The following is a 20,591-nucleotide window of genomic DNA, read 5'->3' as shown; positions in this document are numbered from 1 at the left end:
AGCGGCGGAGCGCTCCCGGCGCGGCGCGGAGGCGGCTCGTACGGCGGTGACGGAGCGGCCCGCGGCGGCGGCGGGCGCAGCGGCGGAGCGAGCGCGTTGCGGCGCGGAAGCGCGGCGTCAGGCGCCGGCCAAGGGGCCGTCCGCGGACGCGGAGAGCGGAGCGGCGGTGCCGGAAGCAAGCGGGACTGGTCCAAGTGGGGGGACGAGGAATGAGCTCCTACGGACGTTTTGCGCTCGTTTACGACCGCTTGATGGAAGACATGCCTTATGCCGATTGGCTCCGCTTCGCCCGCGAGTGCTGGAACAAATACGGAATGCCGGCAACGGTCGCCGACTTGGGCTGCGGGACGGGGAGCCTTTCCATTCCGCTGGCCCGTGCCGGATTCGAAGTATACGGAATCGATTTGTCTTCCGATATGCTGACCGTTGCCCGCAGCAAATGGGACGAGACCTCCCGGTTCGATCTGCGCACCGGGCCCGGGTCTATCCGTTGGCTCAATCAGGATATGCGGGATTGGAAGCTGCCGGAGCCGATGGACTCCGTCATATCCTTCTGCGATTGCGTGAATTATCTGGTGGAGGAAAAAGACGTCGAGGCGGCGTTTAAAGCGACCTATAACGGTATGCGCGACGGCGGCGTTTTTTTGTTCGATGTCCATCCGCAAAGCCGCTTGATCGAATACGGAGAAGAGCAGCCGTTCGTTCTGGACGAGCGCGACGTCGCTTACATATGGACCTGCGATTTGGACAGGCCGAGATGCGAAATCGAGCATAACCTTACGATTTTTTCCCGCGAAGAGGACGGCCGGTTCAGCCGGTTTGAAGAGACGCACGTGCAGCGCGCGTACGATGCCGATTGGATCGAGCAGGCTTTAAGGCGCGCGGGCTTCAGACAAGTGGACCGGTACGCCGATTTTGAGCTTAAAGCGCCGACGCCTCATTCGGAGAGGCTTTTTTTTGCGGCGGTCAAATGACATTAAGCGAATCGCCCGTTTTCCTGTATCTTTGCAGGTAAACGGGTTTTTCAGGTTTTTTGTTGATTAGTATATCGGCTAAAACGAAAAGCGGAGATGTCTTCCAGGGGGCACCCCTAAAAAAGTCTCTCCGCTTTATTAGTTTATACGCAGGGTTATTCATCGTGGAAAAAGCTCCCGACAGGAGCTTTTATTATGTATCGCATTGACGCCGCGCTCCGCCTCACGGCCCGCAACCGCTTGCCTGCGGCTGCCCTGAAGCCCGAGCGCCCCGGACTATCGAAGCGTGCTTGCTTCGCGAGCTTCGGCCGCTTTGTGCGGGGGCACGAAACAGCGGCGGCAGCGCGGCTCGTAGCTTTCCGTATCGCCGATCAGGACGATCGGGCCCGGCAAGGCCGGTTGACCGCCAACGATGCGCTGCGTATAAGCGGCGTGCGGATCGCCGCAGACGGCGCAGTAGGCGGTCAATTTGACGATTTCGTCGGCCATCGCCAGCAAGCTGCCCATGCAGCCGAACGGCTTGCCGCGGTAGTCGAGGTTCAGCCCGTCGCAGATGATCATTTTGCCGCGGCAGGCAAGCTCCTCGACGAGCCCGACGATCGGCTCGGCAAAAAACTGCGCTTCGTCGAACGCCACGACGTCGGCGTCTGCCGATTGGGCAAGGATCGCGTCCGTCCACTCCTTCGGCAGCCGGCGCGGTACGCATACCGCTTCCATGCCGTAGCCGCTGCGGCTGACGATTTCGTTTTGGACGAAACGGGTATCTTCGGCGGGCTTGAAGGCGATCACCTTTTTGCGTCCGAAATCCCGAAGCTTCCGGCACCGCTTGATCAATTCTCCCGATTTCTCCGAAAACATCGGTCCTGTTATTACCGTGATGATGCCTTTTTCCATACTCCGATGATTGCTCCTTTATCTAAATATAAGAAATTATCCGTATAACCCTTATACCGGGCTTATCCTTCTGGCCGAAACGGTTCGTTCGTAAGTGTTGGACGACTAGACCGTTTCAGCGTGAAGTCAAGTCTTTTTCCCGAATGGGTTATGTCGTATAATAGAAAAGCTTGTCAAATGCCTCGTATGTGTTCGGCATGCCTAGACGCATGATTCGAGTTTTTTCTACTAGCCCATACTTTATTCCGGTCGCGCTTGATTGCCGGGCGAACGGGCCTTACTCCCGCAGCGCGTCATACAACCGGCTGTTGTTTCCCCCGTCGCGCAGCGCCACGGACCTGCCGGCCGCCCGCCGTTTGCGAAGCTCCTGCTTCAAGATTCCGTTCTCCCGGGACAGGCTTTCGACGTATTCCAGCAGACCCGGATCCGTGCGGCCCGCATCCTTGAACAGCTCAAGCAGCGCTTGTTTTGCTTTCTCCGGCGTCATCCGATTTTCCATTTTGGACCTCCGATAAATCTATAAAATGTCACTATCCCATCATATCTTGATCTGATAGAATAGTCGAGTGCGCCAAATCCCGCGCCGCGACTGGGATCCTATTTTTCCTTGACGGAATCTATATATTGATGTAAAATCAATCACATCAACTACATATTGTGAATTTACAGCTCCACAACCTATGTTTAGTACTTAATCGTCGTGAGCGCGTCCGGAACTTTTGCCTGAGCCGGGGCGCTTTTTGATTGCTGAAATTCAATAGGAGTGATAGAGAGATGCTGATTGTTTACGACTCCAAAACCGGAAACGTCAAGCGGTTTGTCAGCAAGCTGAATATGCGCGCCATCCCGATCGAGGAGCGTCAAGAGGTGGACGAGCCTTACGTGCTGGTCACGTATACGACGGGTTTTGGACAGGTGCCGGAGAAGGTCAAAACTTTTCTCTCTCGCAACTACAAGATGCTGAAAGGGGTATCGGCCAGCGGCAACCGGAACTGGGGAGCCGGCTTTGCGAAAAGCGCGGACACGATATCCGAAATGTACGGCGTGCCGGTCATATCGAAATTTGAATTATCCGGAACGGCTCATGATACGGAACAATTTGTCGAAAGGGTGCGAATCATTGAAGCATATTGAATTGAACAACGAATTGATGCAACGCGGAGAAGACGGCTTTTACCAGCTTCACAAAGACAAGGAAGCGGTTCTCGCATTTATGGAAGAGGTCGAGGAGAAAACGATGAAGTTCCCGTCTCTGCGCGAGAAGCTGGATTACCTGATCGCCAACGATTATTACGAGAACGTGTTCGACAAATATACATACGAGCAAGTGGAATCCGTATTTGAATTGACGGCTAACGCCGGCTTCCAGTTCCAATCGTATATGGCCATCTCGAAGTTCTACAAGGACTACGCGATGAAAACAAACGACAAGAGCAAATATTTGGAGCAATACTCCGACCGCGTGGCGATCGTGGCGCTTTATCTCGGCGAAGGCGATATCGGCAAAGCGACCCGCATCGCGGAGGCGATGATCGAGCAGCGGCTGCAGCCGGCGACGCCGACGTTCCTGAACGCGGGCAAAAGCCGCCGCGGCGAGCTCGTCTCCTGCTTCCTGCTGGAGATGGACGATTCGCTCAACTCGATCAACTACGTCATCGGCACCTGCATGCAGCTGTCCAAAATCGGCGGCGGCGTAGCCGTTAACTTGTCCAAGCTGCGCGGACGCGGCGAGCCGATCAAAGGAGTGGCCGGAGCGGCCAAAGGCATCATGCCGGTTCTGAAGCTGATGGAGGACGCGTTCTCCTACGCCGACCAGATGGGTCAGCGCAAAGGCTCGGGCGCAGGCTATTACAACATTTTCGGCTGGGACGTGATCGAGTTTCTCGATTCCAAAAAAATCAACGCCGACGAAAAGCTGCGCATCAAGACGTTGTCGATCGGCCTGATCATTCCGAACAAGTTCTACGAGCTCGCCGCCCAGAACAAGCCGCTTGTCGTATTCGGCCCTTATTCCGTATACAAGGCGTACGGCAAACATCTCGACGACCTGGATATGGACGAGATGTACGAAGAGCTGCTCGCCAACGACCAAGTGACGAAAAGAACGGTGATGAGCGCCCGCGACATGATGACGAAGATCGCTTCGATCCAGCTCGAATCCGGTTATCCGTACATCGTGAACAAATCGAACGCCAACCGCGTTCACGCGCTGAAAGATATCGGCCAGATCAAAATGTCCAACTTGTGCACGGAGATTTTCCAGCTGATGGAAACCTCGACGATCAACGATTACGGCGTAGAGGACGTGATCCGCAGAGACATCAGCTGCAACCTGGCGTCGCTTAACATCGTGAACGTCATGGAATCCGGCAAGGTGAAGGACTCGGTTCGCGTCGGCATCGAAGCGTTGACGACGGTCAGCGACTTGTCCCGCATCGAAAATGCGCCCGGCGTCGTTCGCGCGAACAACGAGCTGCATTCGGTCGGACTCGGCGCCATGAACTTGAACGGCTACCTGGCCAAAAACAAAATCGCGTACGAAAGCGCGGAAGCCAGAGAGTTCGCGAGCACGTTCTTTATGATGATGAACTTCTATTCCTTGCAGCAAAGCATGGAAATCGCCCGCGACCGCGGCGTGACGTTCAAGGATTTCGAGAAATCCGAATACGCGAAAGGAACTTATTTCGACCGTTATCTGGAGAAAGACTTCCGTCCGCAATCGGAGCGCGTGAAGGAGCTGTTCGCAGGCATTGAAGTCCCTTCGCCGCAAGATTGGGCGGAGCTGAAGGAGCAGGTGCAGAAGCACGGCTTGTATCACGCTTACCGACTGGCCATCGCGCCGACGCAAAGCATTTCGTACATCCAGAACGCGACATCGAGCGTCATGCCGATCGTGGAGCATATCGAGACGCGCACGTACGCCAACTCGACGACGTATTATCCGATGCCGTTCCTGAGCGCGGAGACGCAATGGTTCTATAAATCGGCTTACAACATCGACCAATTCCGCCTGATCGATATGGTTGCGGAAATTCAACAGCATGTCGACCAAGGAATTTCGACCGTGCTGCACGTGAACAGCACCGTATCGACCCGCGAGCTTGCCCGCTTCTATATTTACGCGGCGCAAAAAGGGCTGAAGTCGCTTTACTATACCCGCACGAAGAAGCTTTCGATCGAGGAATGCACGAGCTGCGCCGTTTAAACGGGCATTGATCATAACAAAGGAGCCTTAATCTGATGAAAGCAGTTAACTGGAACCGGCCGGACGACGATTTCACCTTGACGTTCTGGCAGCAAAACATTATGCAGTTCTGGACGGACGACGAAATTCCTTTGTCCGACGACAAAATGGACTGGATGGAAATGACCGATGACGAGCGCACGGCTTACAAGCATGTGCTTGGCGGGCTGACGCTTCTGGATACGCTGCAAGGCGGCGTCGGGATGCCGAAGGTGCTGGAGCATGTGGAAGGGCTGCAGCGCAAAGCGGTGCTCGGCTTCATGTCGATGATGGAGCAGATCCATGCCAAATCGTACAGCAGCATCTTTACGACGCTTGCTTCCACCGAAGAGATCGACGAAATTTTCAATTGGGTGGAAAATAACGAGAGGCTGCAATTTAAAGCGAAGCTGATCGAATCCTGGTACACGAATATCCAAACGAAACAAGATCTGTACAAGGCGATGGCCGCATCGGTGTTCCTGGAAAGCTATTTGTTCTACAGCGGCTTTTTCTACCCGCTTTACTTGGCCGGCCAAGGCAAGATGACGAGCAGCGGCGAAATTATCGACCTTATTTTGCGGGACGAAAGCATTCACGGCTTGTACGTGGGCACGTTGGCGCAGGAGCTGTACCAGGAGTTTACGCCGGAGGATCAGAAGAAGCTGAAGGACGAGCTGATGGACCTGCTGGTTACGCTGTACGAGAACGAAGCGGCTTATACGGACGAATTGTATACGGCGATCGGCCTGCAGGACGAGGTGAAGACGTACGTCCGTTACAATGCGAACAAGGCGCTGATGAATTTGGGCTTCGATCCTTATTTCCCGGACGAGCCGGTCAATCCGATCGTGTTCAACGGCATCAGCACGCATACGAAGCAGCATGACTTCTTCTCGAAGAAAGGGAACGGCTACGTTCGCGCGATCAACATCGAGCAATTGACGGACGACGATTTCGTTTTTAACGTTTAATAGACGGAAGGACTGCCCTTGGCGGCAGTCCTTTTTTTTCGCCTGAATCGCTGCTTGACTATTCATTGCCGGGTATTCGTGGTAAACTGTGGACGATACGTTTTTTATCCAGGCGATTAAGCCCCGACCTGTCAGAGGAGGAATAAAGCATGGACAATTGCTCGATCGTAACGAAACCGGCATTGAACCTTGTTGGCATCAGCTATTGCGGCCCTTACTCCACGTTCCCGGACGAAGCGATCAGGCTCCAGACCGAAATGCTGGCCCGAAAGCATCTGCTTGGCGATAAGCTGAGGTCGACGGTGCTGTACAGCCCTTATTTCGGCAACGAAGCGTTCGCAACGTATTGGGCTTGCTATGAGGTACAGCATTTGGAGGAAGTTCCTCCGGGCATGGTGCAGTTTACGATTCCGGAGCATCGTTATGCGATGGTGGACTGTTCGAACAAAAGAATCGGTGAGGGCTACGAGCAGCTGTTCGCCTGGATGCAGGAAAACCGGCTTGAAAAGCTGGAAAACGCCGTATCGCTGGAAATTTTTTATGTGGATGAACCGCATTTGGAAGAGGAGCCCGTCGAACTCCTTATACCAATTAAATAAGAAGCATACCGAGACAATAGGACTTTATAGAGTCCTCTTTTTTTTCTGAAGGAGGAGAAGCGATTGATCCCGATTTATATGGTGGACGCTTTTGCGTCGGAAGCATTCCGCGGCAACCCCGCGGCCGTCTGTTTGCTGGAGAAAGCCGCTGAGGACGGCTGGATGCGGCAAGTGGCGGCGGAAATGAACCAGTCGGAAACGGCCTTTGTGCTGCGCGAGGAAGAAGGCTGGCGCCTCCGATGGTTTACGCCGGAGCGGGAAGTCGAGTTATGCGGGCACGCAACCCTTGCTTCGGCCCATGTGTTATGGCAGACAGGCCGGCTTGCGTCCGGCGCGGAAGCCCGCTTTTATACGCATAGCGGCCTGCTTGTATGCAGCCGGACGGATGACGGCGGGATTGAGATGGACTTCCCGGCGGAGCCGGTCGAACCGGCGCAAACGCCGCCAGCGGCGATCGAAGGGCTTGGCATCGTACCGAGATATACGGGGCGCAACCGGATGGATTTGCTTATCGAGGCGGATAGCGAAGAGACGGTCAGAACGATTAGGCCGGACTTCGGGCTGCTGAAAAGTCTGGATTGCAGAGGGATTATCGTGACGAGCAGGGCGTCGGCGGGAGCCGGCTATGATTTTGTTTCCCGTTTCTTTGCGCCGGGGGTCGGGATTGCAGAGGACCCGGTAACGGGCTCGGCTCATTGCGCGCTTGCGCCTTATTGGGGGAAGAGACTGCGGAAAGAGGTGCTGACCGGCTATCAGGCGTCGGCCAGAGGCGGGTTTGTTCAAACGAGGCTGTCCGGGGACCGCCTGAGGTTGACCGGACAAGCGGTGACGGTGATGCAAGGGAGGCTGGAGGCGTGACTCCGATAATGGGCATGAAATTTCCGCGGGAGCAAAAGGAAGAGATGGTAAGCCGGATTCAGCGTTACTTCGAACTGGAGCGGTCGGAGACGCTTGGTTCGATCGCTGCCGAACAGCTGCTCGATTTTATGATTCGCGAGCTGGGGCCGTTCGTTTATAACCAGGCGATTCAGGATGCGAGAAGGACGGTCGTGGAACGGATGCAGGCTATGGAGGATGAGCTTTATGCGCTCGAAAAAAGCTTGTCCGGAGGCCGATCGGGCAAATAATCGGAGAGGGAAAACGGAGGACGGCTGGAGCTGCGAGCTGTACAATTGCAGCAGCCATTTAAACGGGACATTTTTTTCGGAATAACAGACTTGACGCGGAAAAAAACGAATGCTATATTAATCGTAATAATTACGATTAAATCCGAAAGGCTGCTATGGTGAGCCTTTTCTTTTTGGACATTAATCGTAATGATTACGAATTAAACGAGTGACGAACGGAGCCTGACGATTGTTGCAGAGAAGGCCAAGTCCGTTCGCAAAAAGACCGTTTAGAAAGAGGAGACAAGGAATGGAAAACGGAAAGCCGATCCCCGTGACCGTATTAAGCGGTTATTTGGGCGCGGGAAAAACGACGATTTTGAATCATGTGTTGAACAACCGCAACGGGCTGCGGGTTGCCGTCATCGTAAACGACCTGAGCGAGGTCAATATCGATGCGGATCTGATCCGGGACGGGGGAGGATTGTCGCGGACGAACGAGACGTTGGTCGAAATGTCCAACGGCTGCATTTGCTGCACGCTGCGGGACGATCTGCTGCAGGAGGTGGAGCGGCTTGCGAAGATGAACCGGTTCGACTACATTCTGATCGAATCGACGGGCATCGGCGAACCGGTTCCGGTCGCGCAGACGTTTACGTATGTCGACGAGCAGTCGGGCATCGATCTTTCCCGTTATTGCCGCCTGGACACGATGGTCACGGTCGTCGACGCGTACCGGTTCTGGAACGACTTTGCTTCCGGCGAAACGCTGCTGGAGCGGGGGCAAGCGGCCGGAGAGGACGACCATAGGGACGTGGTCGATCTCCTGATCGATCAGATTGAGTTTTGCGACGTGCTTCTATTGAATAAATGCGACATGGTGAGCGAACAAGAGCTTCATAGGCTCGAAGGCGTGCTCCGCAAGCTTCAGCCCAGAGCGAAGCTTATCCGGACGAGCAGGGGCGTCGTCGATCCCGCCGAAATTTTGAACACCGGCCTGTTCGATTTCGAGGAAGCAAGCCGCTCGGCGGGCTGGATCCAGGAGCTGGAGAAGCCCGTGCATACGCCGGAAACCGAGGAATACGGCATATCCTCTTTCGTATACGAGCGGGTGAGACCGTTCCATCCGGAACGGCTCATGGCCTGGATGCAGGAATGGCCGGCCGAAATCGTCCGGGCCAAAGGCATTTTGTGGCTGGCAACGCGAAACGAGCAAGCGCAAAGCTTCAGCCAAGCAGGCCCTTCGGTCCAGATCGGACCCGCCGGTTATTGGGTCGCCGCATTGCCGGAGCGGGAGAGGGAACAGCTCTTGCGGGAAAACGCCGAGCTGGCGGGCGGTTGGAACGAGAAGTGGGGAGACCGCATCAACAAAGTCGTGTTTATCGGGATGGACATGAACGTGCCGGAACTGACGGCCGAGCTGGACGGCTGCCTGTTAACCGGCGAAGAGCTGCAGCAGCAGGATTGGGGGAGGCTTCCCGATCCGTTCCCGAAGGCGTATGCGGAGGTCGGTTGACCGAGGGTTGCCGGCTATAGGCGGTTTTTACAATTAGGATGGCAAGGAGGTGGCGGCAATGCGAGTCATTATAACGCTGCAGTGCACGGAAACCGGCGACCGCAATTACGTGACGACGAAAAACAAGCGGACGAATCCCGAGCGGCTGGAGCTGATGAAATATAGTCCCCGGTTGAAACGGCGGACCCTTCATCGGGAAACGAGGTAAACGGAGAAATAGGCGTTTGGGCTTGCCCTACTGGGGAGCTCAAACGCTTTTTTTTCGTGAAGCCGATCCAAACGACCCGGCAAAAGCGATCGACTCTATCAAAAAAGCCCGGTCTCTTAAGGCGGAATTGTCGAAATATGTTGAAAATATTGCGTATTCTTTATTGACATGCGGTTCATTTGTTACTAAATTTGATATAATGATTTGTTTTTTATTTTTAGAGACAGGGAGAGAAACGAAAAAAATGAAAAAGTGGACAGGCCTTATCATGTTCTTGCTGCTTGCGGTTATAGTCGCCGGCTGCGGCTCGAATAACGGCGGCGGAAACGCAGCCGCGAACGCGGGCGCAAGCGCTGACGCCGGCTCCGAGCCGTCGGACAACGCTTCGGGCGAGAAAAAACGGATCGTCCTGGTTACCCCGGAAAAAATCGGCGTCAACCAGTTCTTTACGCAAATGGAAGACGGTCTGAAGCAAGCGGCCGAAGAGTTCGGTTTCGAATATCAAATCGTCGAGTCGACGGATCCGACGCAAGTCGAGCAAAACCTGCGCGCCGTCGTCGCGGAAAAATACGACCTGATCATTACTGCGGCATACACGGCGGCGGACGCGCTGACGAAGGTGGCGGCCGAAAATCCGGAGCAGCCGTTTGCGATTATCGATACGGTAGTGGACGCTCCTAACGTCCGCAGCATCGAGTTCCGCGAACACGAAGCGGCTTACCTGATGGGCGCGCTTGCGGGCTTGTCGACCAAGACGAACACGGTAGGCGCGGTCGTAGCGATGGAAACTCCGCTGCTCGGCAAATATACGTCCGGCTTTGAGCAAGGCTTGAAATCGGTCAACCCGGAGGCCAAGTTCCTGGTCAACTACGTAGGCAGCTTTACCGATCCGGCGAAAGCGAAGGAGCTTGCCCTTCTGCAAAACTCGCAAGGCGCGGACTTCGTTGCGGGCATGTCCGCCGTCGGCGATTCCGGCGTGTTCGAAGCGGCGAAGGAAAAAGGCTTCTATACGGCAGGCCAAGACACCGACCGTACGGTCGAAGATCCGGAGCATGTCGTCCTGTCGCAGCTGAAAGAAACGGATACCGTAACGTACGAAACGGCTAAAGATTTCATGGAAGGCAACTTCAGCTACGGCTCCGCGAGCTACGGCTTGAAGGAAAACGGCGTAGGCATAACGTTCGTGACGGCCGAGACGGAATCTCCGCTCAGCGATTTTATCGGCCAAGCAAACGTGGATAAAGTGAAGCAAATTCGCGACGACATCGTGTCTGGCAAGATCGAAGTGAAAAACCCGATGGCCGAGTAGGCCTGAAGGCGCAAAGGATCGAACCGGTTGCTTATACGCAACCGGTTTGTCGTATGTTGTCGAACGAAAGCGGGATAGAAAGGAGCAAACGTTGACATGTTGTTGCAGATGACCGGCATTACGAAACGGTACGGCAGCCTCGTCGCAAACGACGCCGTCGATTTCTCGCTGGAAGAAGGAGAGGTGCATGCGCTCGTCGGCGAAAACGGGGCGGGCAAATCGACGCTGATGCGAATATTGTACGGCGAAGAACGGCCGACGTCCGGAAGCATTGCGGTGCAAGGGAAGGAGATGTCCTTCGCTTCCCCTTCCGACGCGATCGCGGCCGGTATCGGAATGGTGCATCAGCATTTTATGCTGTTTCCGTCGTTTACGGTTGCCGAGAACATTATGATCGGACGCGAGCCGAAGGCGGGAATCACCTTCGACCGGAAGGCGGCCGCGGAACAGGTTCGCGCGTTGTCCGAGAAATTCGGCATGCCGGTGAACCCTTGGCAAAAAATCGCCGACTGCCCGGTAGGCATCCAGCAGCGCGTCGAAATATTGAAGGTGCTTGGGCAAGGCGCCAAAATCGTTATCTTGGACGAACCGACCGGGGCGCTTACGCCGCTGGAGGTCGAATGGCTGCTGAAGGCGATTAAGGATCTGTCCAAACAAGGCATCAGCTTTATTCTGATCAGCCATAAGCTGAACGAAGTGATGGAAACGGCCGACCGGATCACGGTGCTGCGCGACGGCAAGGTGACGGGAACCGTGAAGGCGTCGGAAACCGACGCCGATCGGCTGTCGAGGCTAATGGTCGGCCGGGAGCTCGCGAAGCAGGAGCGCGATCGGCTTGAGCCGGGCGGCGCCGTGCTGGCGCTGGAACGGGTGACGCTGGCGGGCGCCAAGGGCGCAAAGCCGCTTCTGTCGGATATTACTTTTGAGGTGAGGGAAGGCGAGATCGTCGGCATCGCGGGCATATCCGGGAACGGACAGTCCGAGCTGATCCAGGCGATATCCGGCTTAATCGCCGTTTCCGAAGGGCGGATCTCGATTAACGGCAAAGACGTTACGGGCCTTTCGCCGAGAGAGGTGCGCGAAGCCGGCTTCGCGCATATTCCCGAGGATCGCTACATGTGGGGGGCGGCGAAGGATGAAACGGTCGCAGACAACGGCATGATGGGGCATCTCGGCTCGTTTAGCCGCAGAGGGCTGCTTCGGCGGGGAACGATCCGCGAGACGGTCGGCAAATGGGTGACCCAATATAAAGTGAAAACCGCCTCCTTGGATACGAAGGTCGGGCATTTGTCCGGCGGCAACATGCAGAAGCTGATCGTCGCCCGCGAGATGGCACACGGCACGTCTTTCGTTATTGCCGCCGAGCCGACGCGAGGCGTCGACGTCGGGGCGATGGAGATCATTCACGACGCGCTGCTGAAGCGCCGGGCGGACCGCGGCGCGATTCTGCTCGTATCGTCGGAGCTGACCGAAATTTTAAAGCTGTCGGACCGGATTCTCGTCATGTACGAAGGGAAAATATCGGGCGAGCTGAAGGCCGAAGAGGCCACGGAAGAGAAAATAAGCCTTTTGATGGCAGGAGGTTCGGCTCATGAAACGGCTTAATTGGCTGAATGTTTGGAAGCCGCTGCTCAGCCCGCTGATCGCGGTCGTGCTGGGCCTTGCGGTCGGCGCGATCGCCATATGGACGGTCGGAGGCTCGGTAACGGAAACGTACGCCGAGCTGTGGAAGGGCGCCTTCGGCAGCTTTTATTTCACGACGTCCACGCTGACCCGGGCGACGCCGATTATATTGGCCGGGCTTGGGGTATCGCTTGCGTTCCGCGCCGGATTTTTTAACCTGGGCGTCGAAGGCCAGATGGTGCTTGGCGCGTTGTCGGCCGCTCTTGCGGCGCTTTACGTGCCGGGGCCGGCGGCTGTCAAAATCTCAGCCGCTATCGTTGCCGGCATGCTCGCCGGCGGCTTGTGGTCCGCGCTGGCCGGCTGGATGGACACAAAATTCCGGATGAACCTGCTTATTACGACGCTTCTGCTGAACTATATCGCATCTTTGTTCGCGAGCTATATGGTTACTTATCCGTTTAAGGCGAAAGGCGGGACGGGCGGCGCGCAGACGGAAATGCTGGACAAGTCGGTCTGGCTGCCGAAGCTGTTCTCCGGCATGACGCTGCATGCGGGGTTTATCGTCGCGATCGTCGCCGCCGCCCTGCTTGCGCTGTTCCTTCGCTACACGGCGAAAGGCTACGAAATCCGGATGCTCGGCAGCAATCCGCTGTTTGCGGCATACGGCGGCATCCGCCGCGGCGGCCTCGTATTTCTCAGCATGATGCTGAGCGGCGCGCTCGCGGGGCTGGCGGGCGCTTTCGAAGTCATGGGCAACCAGTACCGCTACATGGACAACATGATTACTTCGCCGGGTTACGGCTGGTCGGCCATTACGGCAACGCTGCTGGCGGGCTCCAATCCGATCGGCACGGTCGCCGCCGCGATATTGCTGGCCGCGCTTCAGACGGGCGGCTCCGGCGTCGAGCGGAACACGGACGTGCCGCTCGAAATCTCGAGCGTCATTCAGGCGTCGATTATATTGTTCGTTTCGGCGCGCATTACGTGGTCTTTTTTGAAACGGAGGAAAGCGAGGGCTGCAGATGGAAACGTTTCTTGATTGGACGCTGCTGACTTCGACGATCCGCAGCGTCGCGCCGCTGCTGCTGGCCGCTCTCGGCGGCGCTTTGTGCGCGAGGGTCGGCATTTTTAACGTGGCATTGGAAGGGATGATGCTGACCGGCGCGTTTACCGCCATCGTCGGCAATTATTTGTTTCACAACGTGCTTCTGGCCATCTTGTTCGCTTGCGCATGCGTAGCCGTCGTTGCGCTGCTGTTCGGCTATTTAAGCATCCACTTGCAGGCGAACGCCATCGTGGCGGGCGTCGCGATCAACATGCTGGCCGCAGGGCTTACGGCGTTCTGCCTGTTTGCGATCTTTGACGTCAAAGGCCAGTATTACGATACGGCGATGAAAGGCTTGTCCGAATGGAACATCCCTGTCGTCAAGGACATCCCGGTGCTCGGAGAGCTGCTGTCCGGCTACACGCCGCTCGTTTATTTGGCTTTCGTCCTTATTTTCGCGCTTCAGTTTATCGTATACAAAACGGTGCTCGGCTTCCGCATGACCGCCGTCGGCGAAAACCCGGCCGCGGCGCAAAGCTTGGGGCTGCGCGTCAAGCAATATCAATACGGCGCTGTCATCGCCAGCGGCGTCATGTGCGCGCTGGCCGGCGCGCAGCTGTCGCTCGGCCAGGTGACGCTGTTCACCGAAAACATGACCTCGGGCCGCGGCTTTATTGCACTGGTCGCAACGATGCTGGGGCAAAACAACCCGTTTGGCGTCGCCGCCTCCAGCCTGCTATTCGGCTTTATGGACGCGGTCAGCACGCGTTTGCAGGGCTTTTCGATGCCGACGCATTTTACGTCGATGCTGCCGTACGTCATGACGATTATCGCGATGTTTTTCTTCAAAGACAAAGCTTACCTGCGCCAATCCGGGCGGATCGGCGGGAAGTAAGCGAAACGATAAAGGAGCTTGATCGAAATGTCCGAACTGCTGCCCATCCTGCGGGTGAATCCCGCCGATATGCCGGAAACCGCGATCGTCGTCGGCGATCCGTTCCGCGCCGAAGCGATATCGCATAAGCTCGCGAACGCGAAGGAGCTGGCTCATGCGCGGGAATACCGCACGTTCGTCGGCGAATACGAAAGCGTTCGCCTTGCCGTCGTCAGCCATGGCGTCGGCTCTCCGGGCGCGGCGGTCTGCTTCGAGGAGCTGGCGAAAGCCGGCGTCAAGACGGTCATTCGCGTCGGTACGGCCGGTTCGCTGTCCGGCGATTACAAGGCCGGCAGCCTGATCGTCAGCACGGCGGCCGCGCGCGAGGAAGGATTGACGCGCCAGCTCGTGCCGGACGGTTATCCGGCCGTGGCGGACGGAGCTGTCGCGGCCGCGCTGTATGAAGCGGCGCTGGAAGCGGGAGCGCCGGGCCTGGTCGGCAAAGGCATCACGGTAACGGTGGATGCCTTCTTCAGCGGCGTCGTCGAGCTGCCGCACGAAGCGTACCGCAAGGCGGGCGCCGTCGCGGTGGAGATGGAGATCGCCGCGCTGTATGTCATCGCTTCGCTGCGCGGCATGCGCGCGGGCGCGATCGTGGCGCTGGACGGCGATTCGACGGCCGTCGACGAAGGGTACGATCCGCATCGCAACGTCGTTGCGGAGGCGGTCGAAGCCGAAATTAACGCGGCGCTCAAAGCCGTTGTAAAGCTCGCGCGTCCGTAACGAGGACGCGCTCGGAGCCGCGAGGGCCGTCGGCAATATCGGAAAAGCCGCCCGTTTCTTTTTCGGAGGAACGAGCGGCTTTTTTTTCTTTTGGGCAGACAAGGGTTGTCAAGGCGCCGATAATCCATTATAATCATAGCAATTTCAGTTGAAGGAGATTTATGCCATGATTCGAAGTACGCTCCAACAACATCATTATTACTTCAGTAAGCGTTAGCACGCCCGATTACGATCAGGGCGGGCTAACGCTCTTCGCGTTGGCCTCCCTGCGGCATATAAACGCGCAGGACCAAGAGGTCCGGCGCGTTTTTTATTTTGCCGCCAAATGGCTGCCGCTGGCGCCCTAAGGGCAAGGGAACCGTTTGTCGGTTATCCATTCAAAAAAAGGAGAGATCGAATGAACACATGGGGACCAATCTGGAATCTGAAATCGGCGGAACGAATGCTGACAACGCTTCAAACCGTCTTTAAGCGTTACGGATACGAGCCGGACGGCGTATGCGGGACGCAAAGCTCGTCCGCCCGTTCGCATCGGACTTACGCTTTAAGAGAGTCGGCTTCCGGGGACGGAGGCTTCGAATGCGTCGCAGCTTCGACGAACGTCCCTTCGCCGCTTGCCGAAATCGAGCTGCTTCTGCTCGCGGTCAGCTGCTTTCGGGAGTTTAATATCACCGTCCGGATCGGATGGAATAACCCGGACGGCCTCGTAGCCGAAGCGCAGCGCGTGCTGCTTCGGGAACTGGGGCTGGAAGAGACGTGCTTCTTCGACCCGGCCTTGGGGAACGGCGATTCCGCAAATCCGAGGTTTGTTTTTGAAATCGCCGGTTTGAATTCATCGGACGTAACCGGTCTAGGTTACGGCGAGCGGATCGCGGACGGCGGAGAGCGGGGCGGCCCTGCGGCAACCTTGACGCTGCTGCTGAAGCCGATTATGGAGCGGCTTGGCTCCGCCGGTACCGCGTCTTCGGAGGTTGCGATCTACAGCTCTGCGCAAAACCTCGCCGTTGCGCTGCTGGCGGCCGAGGAGCTGCGCGGATGCGGCATCGCGGCGCGTCTGGACATCGGCCTCAGCGGAAGGAAACCGTCTAAGGAGGGCGCATCGGAACGGTTTCATATCGTCGTCGGCGCCGATGGACGAGGAGCCGATGCCGTAACCGTCGTGGATGCAAGGAACAAGTCGGAAGCCGTGTGGCAGCTGGACGAAGCGCTGCATCGGCTGGCGCAGGCGATTCTTTAGCCGGGGCGTTTGAATATGCGCGCCTCTTGAACCGAACGGCGGGCGGCCTCCGGACCGGCCCGCTCTTCCATTCCGTCCGGCATTGACTTCGCCGGGCTCGAAATGATATATTTTTTCGGTATCATTTTGCGTGAACGAAAGGATTGTTAAGCGAGTGGCAGCAAAGGAAGACACACCGGTAAAGTTAATTGCTACAAAAATTTGGAGATGCAAAAACCAAGAATGCAAAGCCTGGGTTAGGGACGAGTTCAGCAGCGACAATCCGTCCTGTCCGATGTGCAAAGGACCGATGGGCCGCAGCATACGGCATTTGCCTGCCGTTCAAAACAAAGTGAAGTCCAAACCCCGCAAGCCGAAGCAGGAATGGTAAGACTCGGAGCCGTTCCGTCATTTGCCCGAAAAAAGCAGATGACGGAACGGTTATTTTTGTCGAGAAAAATGATCTTGTCGATTCCGAAACGGCTCTGGTGCACGATCTTTCGGGCTGTTTTCGAAAGGCGAGATTAGAGTCTTTTATGATAATAGCATCCTTAGTTTATATAGATCCTGCCTGCCGAAGCGGCAGACGGAGGCCGCAAAGTCGGCGCGTTCTTCTCCGTTTGCGGGGCTATGAGCTTCCGTTTCCGCTGCAACCGGGCATTCGCGCGCTCGCGCCATAAATGGAGCGCCAGCCGGATGGCCATCGGCCCGGCAATGCTGCCGAGAAAAGCGACCGGCTCCGGCAGCAGCGCTTTCCGTATCGCCCAATAGCAGGTCGTGCTACCTACGTAGTCGATCACGACCGCTTCTCTTACCTTGGACAAGTCGATGGCGACGAACACATAGCCGATGCGGCTTCTGGGGCTGTTGTTCCGGTAAAGCACGGTATTCTTCCCTCCATCATCATCCTTATGCGTCGGGCTGCTTGTTCTACGCCTGCCGCCTTCGCTTGCGGAAACCGTTCAAGCCGTTCGCTAAGATACGTTTTGCCGAAGTGTCTCAAAGTGGCACGACGGCTTTTGGCAACAGTTTTTTATGCCGAACAGACAGTCGGACCGCTCCAAGCTGTCAATATGCCGGCCGGGACGCAATACAATATAGGGAAGAGAAAGGCGAAAGCGATGCCTGGGATGGTCGGAAAGGAGCGGATTGCTTGTGAAGTGCCCCTGGTGTCATGAACATATTGCGATGAAGCGGGACGGTACGTGTCCTGCCTGCAAAAACGATATCGCCGGCTATGCTTCGGAAGACGAAATCGCGGCGGACGGCTATGGGGAAATTAGTCTGGAGGAGCTTATCGCGGATAAATTCCGGTGCTCGAAGTGCAGGGGCAACGCTTGCGGGGTGAAGGAAGTTGCGGTTACAGGATCGGGCTTGGCGAAGCCTCTTGACGCGAATCATCATCATTACTTGTTCGTCTCATGCCTTAGCTGCGGCTTCGTCGAAATTTACGACGCCGAAGTGCTGGGGGAGAGCAGGAGCATAGGAGCGGTGCTGGACGTTCTGTTTTATGACGGCGGTTTTTGAGAGCGGTAAAGGATAGACGGGCACCTTGCGCGCGGCGCAGGTGCCCGTAATCGTCGGAAGCGGAAGATGGAGCGGAAGCCTCCGGCAGCCGCGTTATACCGGAACGGAGGCGGAGCGCTGCTTCGGCATTTTGCCGTATAACGTCACTTTGTTTTTGCCGGTCGTCTTGGAGTGGTACATCGCCTGGTCCGCAAGCTTGACGATATCCTGCACGCTGGCGCCGTCCTTCGAAGTTCCGACGCCTACGCTTACGGTTACGATCGTCTCCGATTCGACCCGTTTGCGGATCGTTTCGGCCACCTCCTGCGCCTTGACCTTATCGAGCGAAATGCAAGCAAGCAGCTCTTCTCCGCCGTAGCGTCCCGCCGAGCCGATGCCGCTTGCTTCTTCTTTAATAATTTCCGCCACCTGTTTCAAAACGCCGTCCGCTTTATGATGGCCTTGCGTATCGTTAAGCTTCTTGAAATTGTCGATATCGCAGAAGATGATCGCCATCCCTTTCGGCTTGCGCAGCAGCTGCTCGGCCTTGAGCTGGAAGTAGCGGCGGTTGTACAATCCGGTCAGACCGTCCGTTATCGAAGATTGATAGGTGACGAGCAGACGCTCGATGACCCATTCGAACAAAAGCAGGAACAGCAGCCCGAAGTAAACGACCGGCAGAAGGTTCGTCAGAACGAGAAGCCACTCCACCGTGTCGCGGAACACGTATTCGGCAGCCAGCCTCGCAAGCCCGAAGACGAAATAAACGATGAGCGACGCGGAATATTTAATATTGAGCTCCGCCCCTCTCGTATCCAGCAGGATCATGAACGTGGCGATCAGCCCGTAAAAGTCCAGCGCCAGAAAATGAAGATCGTCCGCCGCTTTCTCCGTCAGCCCGTTGCTTACGACGAAGACGACTTGAACGGCCGCGATGACAAACGCGGTTACGGTCATAAAGACGAAGGGCAGCCCTCTGGGGCGGACGGAGCGCTGGGCGTACAGCTTCAGGAAAACGAAATTGATGATGATGAACGATACGATCTGAAGCAGCGTTGCCGCCTGGTTCATCCAGGGCCGTACTTGTCCGCCTGCGTAAGGGGCGTATACCAGCGCCGCGTGCTGAAGCAGAAAAAGCGGGATGGACAAGATAAGCAGCCGGTATATTTTTTTGTTCTTGTAGCTGGCGTATAACCGGACGGCCATAAACAGCATAAGCACCAATATGGTCATAACGGCGGCCGAGCAAAAAATTTGGCCATTTGGACCGGCCAGCCATGTTATAATTGTCATTAGCAACCACCATCGTTTACAATAATAAAATAACGGAAACGTATGTTCTACTATATCATGTTTTGGCTGCGGCTGCCAATCGATAACCGAGCCAAGCCGCGGGTCTAAAGCCCGAATCAAGGAGGTCAGGACGAATGAATATATTGCAAGCGTTGTTTTTTCCCCCGGAGCAGCCGGGCGGCGTGTCCTCCATGGTCCCGTATATTCAAGACCGCTTCAACAAGCTGGGCTGGAATATGGAGTTGTTCTCCTTGCCGAAGCGCGTACGGGGAAAGGGACAAGAAGAGGTCGCGTTCGAAACGTTCGACCATACCCCTTTTATCGGCAGCAGCCCGATAATCGATAAATATTTGCAGACTTACAAAGATTACGTCTGGTGGACGAAGCTCCGGATTAAGAAACAATACGATATTATCCATGCGCATCATCCGATCGCGGCGCTTGTGATGAAGCAGCTTTATCCGGATACGCCGCTCGTCATGACGATACACTCCAGCTACGAGACCGAGCTGATGCTGAACGGCAAAATCCAGCCGGGCGGCCCCGAGCACCGGTTTCTTACCTCGCTTTACGGGGAGCTGGAAGCGAAGGTCGACCGGCTGCTGACGGTGTCCGGGTCGTTCCGCAATTATATCGCCCCGTATGTGCGCGAGCCGGAGAAGATTAAAGTGATTCCGAACGGCTTCGACGAGAAGCGGTTTAAGCCGAGCCCGCACGAAAACGCGGTGCCCCAGTTCATTACGGTATGCCGCCTCGTTCCCGCGAAGGGCATCGATATTTTGCTGAAGGCAAGCGCGGAGCTGAAGAAACGGGGATATCCGTTCGTGCTCCATATTATCGGCGACGGACCGATCCGCCGCGACCTGGAGCAAATGGCGATCGAGCTCGATTTGTACGACGACATCATTTTTTACGGGTATATGCTTCATCCCGAAGAATTCATGCCGTTCTTCGACATCTTCGTCTTGCCGTCAAGAGCGGAGGCGTTCGGCTCCGTCTTCGCGGAAGCGGCATTGTGCTGGCTCGCTTTGATCGGAACGAACGTCGGGGGGATCGCGGAGCAGATCGAAGACGGAGTGAACGGATTGCTCGTCCCGCCGGAGGATCCGGTCGCCTTGGCCGACGCGATGGAGAAGATGGTCGCCGATCCGTCCTACCGGTACAATCTGGCGCGGGCCGGCTGGGACAAGGCGAAGAAGGACTACTCGCTCCAGCGCGTCATCTCGCAGCTGAAGAGGGTGTACTTGTCGCTCCAAGCGCCGTCCGAGGAAGAGGCGGTGTCCGAAGCGGAGCGATAAAGGGGCGGCAGGCCCTGACATGACGGAACCCGCTCGAATGAGAATCGCTTGGATCGAATTTCTTTCGATGACGACGGAATCATATCTATTTTATTGCAGTCAAAAGGCAACCTTAAGCCGTCTAGCGGCCTTTAGGTTGCCTTTTGACTT

At 56.4% G+C, this 20,591-nt stretch carries 22 protein-coding genes and 1 pseudogene; 19 read left to right on the top strand and 4 right to left on the bottom strand.

From position 1 onward, the window contains the following. Together ACFSW5_RS22025 and ACFSW5_RS22020 are read left to right on the top strand one after the other, a co-directional pair. Positions 1–213, top strand: a pseudogene (locus tag ACFSW5_RS22025) (hypothetical protein); the annotation flags it as partial. Then, complete coding sequence (locus ACFSW5_RS22020) at positions 210–974, top strand: class I SAM-dependent DNA methyltransferase (protein ID WP_379278026.1); 765 nt, start codon at positions 210–212, stop codon at positions 972–974. The pseudogene ACFSW5_RS22025 and the gene ACFSW5_RS22020, both read left to right, overlap by 4 nt. 276 nt (positions 975–1,250) lie before the next feature. Here the strand turns inward: ACFSW5_RS22020 and ACFSW5_RS22015 are convergent, their stop codons facing one another. Beyond that, entirely contained in the window at positions 1,251–1,868 is a 618-nt protein-coding gene (locus ACFSW5_RS22015) for a thymidine kinase (protein ID WP_379278023.1), read from the bottom strand. 277 nt (positions 1,869–2,145) lie between these two features. Further along, a complete protein-coding gene (locus ACFSW5_RS22010) occupies positions 2,146–2,367 on the bottom strand; it encodes a hypothetical protein (RefSeq protein ID WP_379278021.1) in 222 nt (73 codons plus the stop codon). A gap of 275 nt (positions 2,368–2,642) precedes the next feature. Between ACFSW5_RS22010 and nrdI the strand changes: the two genes are divergently transcribed. The 15 genes from nrdI to ACFSW5_RS21935 all read left to right on the top strand — a co-directional run bounded on the left by nrdI (position 2,643) and on the right by ACFSW5_RS21935 (position 16,735). Beyond that, complete coding sequence (gene nrdI, locus ACFSW5_RS22005) at positions 2,643–3,002, top strand: class Ib ribonucleoside-diphosphate reductase assembly flavoprotein NrdI (protein ID WP_379278018.1); 360 nt, start codon at positions 2,643–2,645, stop codon at positions 3,000–3,002. Continuing rightward, complete coding sequence (nrdE, locus tag ACFSW5_RS22000; RefSeq protein WP_379278016.1) at positions 2,989–5,073, top strand: class 1b ribonucleoside-diphosphate reductase subunit alpha; 2,085 nt, start codon at positions 2,989–2,991, stop codon at positions 5,071–5,073. Before nrdI ends, nrdE begins: the two co-directional genes overlap by 14 nt. A 35-nt stretch (positions 5,074–5,108) precedes the next feature. After that, a complete protein-coding gene (gene nrdF / locus ACFSW5_RS21995; protein ID WP_379278014.1) occupies positions 5,109–6,065 on the top strand; it encodes a class 1b ribonucleoside-diphosphate reductase subunit beta in 957 nt (318 codons plus the stop codon). A 149-nt stretch (positions 6,066–6,214) separates the two neighbouring features. Continuing rightward, a complete protein-coding gene (locus tag ACFSW5_RS21990) occupies positions 6,215–6,664 on the top strand; it encodes a GyrI-like domain-containing protein (protein ID WP_379278011.1) in 450 nt (149 codons plus the stop codon). A 66-nt stretch (positions 6,665–6,730) separates the two neighbouring features. Beyond that, complete coding sequence (locus tag ACFSW5_RS21985) at positions 6,731–7,522, top strand: PhzF family phenazine biosynthesis protein (RefSeq protein WP_379278036.1); 792 nt, start codon at positions 6,731–6,733, stop codon at positions 7,520–7,522. Next, on the top strand, positions 7,519–7,791 hold the full coding sequence (locus ACFSW5_RS21980) for a DUF2164 domain-containing protein (protein WP_379278009.1): 273 nt from the start codon (positions 7,519–7,521) through the stop codon (positions 7,789–7,791). The genes ACFSW5_RS21985 and ACFSW5_RS21980 overlap by 4 nt, the downstream gene beginning before the upstream one ends. Before the next feature lie 289 nt (positions 7,792–8,080). Beyond that, complete coding sequence (locus ACFSW5_RS21975) at positions 8,081–9,286, top strand: GTP-binding protein (protein WP_379278006.1); 1,206 nt, start codon at positions 8,081–8,083, stop codon at positions 9,284–9,286. Between the two features lie 58 nt (positions 9,287–9,344). Then, on the top strand, positions 9,345–9,494 hold the full coding sequence (gene rpmG, locus ACFSW5_RS21970) for a 50S ribosomal protein L33 (protein WP_379278003.1): 150 nt from the start codon (positions 9,345–9,347) through the stop codon (positions 9,492–9,494). Positions 9,495–9,738: 244 nt separating this feature from the next. Next, positions 9,739–10,803 (top strand): BMP family lipoprotein, encoded by a 1,065-nt coding sequence (locus ACFSW5_RS21965; RefSeq protein ID WP_379278001.1) that lies wholly within the window; start codon positions 9,739–9,741, stop codon positions 10,801–10,803. A gap of 96 nt (positions 10,804–10,899) precedes the next feature. Next, complete coding sequence (locus ACFSW5_RS21960) at positions 10,900–12,408, top strand: ABC transporter ATP-binding protein (protein WP_379277999.1); 1,509 nt, start codon at positions 10,900–10,902, stop codon at positions 12,406–12,408. Continuing rightward, positions 12,395–13,465, top strand: coding sequence for an ABC transporter permease (locus ACFSW5_RS21955; protein WP_379277997.1), 1,071 nt, complete (start codon positions 12,395–12,397; stop codon positions 13,463–13,465). Before ACFSW5_RS21960 ends, ACFSW5_RS21955 begins: the two co-directional genes overlap by 14 nt. Further along, positions 13,449–14,366, top strand: coding sequence for an ABC transporter permease (locus tag ACFSW5_RS21950; protein WP_379277995.1), 918 nt, complete (start codon positions 13,449–13,451; stop codon positions 14,364–14,366). Before ACFSW5_RS21955 ends, ACFSW5_RS21950 begins: the two co-directional genes overlap by 17 nt. 27 nt (positions 14,367–14,393) lie before the next feature. Beyond that, the gene (locus tag ACFSW5_RS21945) at positions 14,394–15,128 is read left to right on the top strand and encodes a phosphorylase family protein (RefSeq protein WP_379277993.1); all 735 of its coding nucleotides are present in this window, start codon (positions 14,394–14,396) and stop codon (positions 15,126–15,128) included. 397 nt (positions 15,129–15,525) lie between these two features. Beyond that, the gene (locus ACFSW5_RS21940; protein ID WP_379277991.1) at positions 15,526–16,365 is read left to right on the top strand and encodes a hypothetical protein; all 840 of its coding nucleotides are present in this window, start codon (positions 15,526–15,528) and stop codon (positions 16,363–16,365) included. Between the two features lie 130 nt (positions 16,366–16,495). Then, the gene (locus tag ACFSW5_RS21935) at positions 16,496–16,735 is read left to right on the top strand and encodes a cold-inducible protein YdjO-related protein (RefSeq protein ID WP_379277988.1); all 240 of its coding nucleotides are present in this window, start codon (positions 16,496–16,498) and stop codon (positions 16,733–16,735) included. Positions 16,736–16,895: 160 nt separating this feature from the next. Here ACFSW5_RS21935 and ACFSW5_RS21930 read toward each other — a convergent pair whose 3' ends face one another. Continuing rightward, positions 16,896–17,228: a hypothetical protein gene (locus ACFSW5_RS21930; RefSeq protein ID WP_379277985.1), complete on the bottom strand. Its 333-nt coding sequence runs from the start codon at positions 17,226–17,228 to the stop codon at positions 16,896–16,898. Positions 17,229–17,499: 271 nt separating this feature from the next. On the opposite strand from ACFSW5_RS21930, the gene ACFSW5_RS21925 reads away from it, so the two are divergent. Then, entirely contained in the window at positions 17,500–17,871 is a 372-nt protein-coding gene (locus ACFSW5_RS21925) for a zinc ribbon domain-containing protein (RefSeq protein ID WP_379277983.1), read from the top strand. A 93-nt stretch (positions 17,872–17,964) separates the two neighbouring features. Here ACFSW5_RS21925 and ACFSW5_RS21920 read toward each other — a convergent pair whose 3' ends face one another. Next, the gene (locus tag ACFSW5_RS21920) at positions 17,965–19,143 is read right to left on the bottom strand and encodes a GGDEF domain-containing protein (RefSeq protein ID WP_379277980.1); all 1,179 of its coding nucleotides are present in this window, start codon (positions 19,141–19,143) and stop codon (positions 17,965–17,967) included. Between the two features lie 134 nt (positions 19,144–19,277). Here ACFSW5_RS21920 and ACFSW5_RS21915 point away from each other — a divergent pair, with 134 nt between their 5' ends. Further along, positions 19,278–20,441 (top strand): glycosyltransferase family 4 protein, encoded by a 1,164-nt coding sequence (locus tag ACFSW5_RS21915; RefSeq protein WP_379277978.1) that lies wholly within the window; start codon positions 19,278–19,280, stop codon positions 20,439–20,441. Positions 20,442–20,591: the final 150 nt, after the last annotated feature.

Origin of the sequence: Paenibacillus thailandensis, from assembly GCF_042685365.1 — a bacterium.
Lineage (GTDB): Bacteria > Bacillota > Bacilli > Paenibacillales > Paenibacillaceae > Paenibacillus_AP > Paenibacillus_AP thailandensis.
Note: the sequence above shows the minus strand (reverse complement) of the source record. Positions and strands in the feature narration are given on the sequence as shown.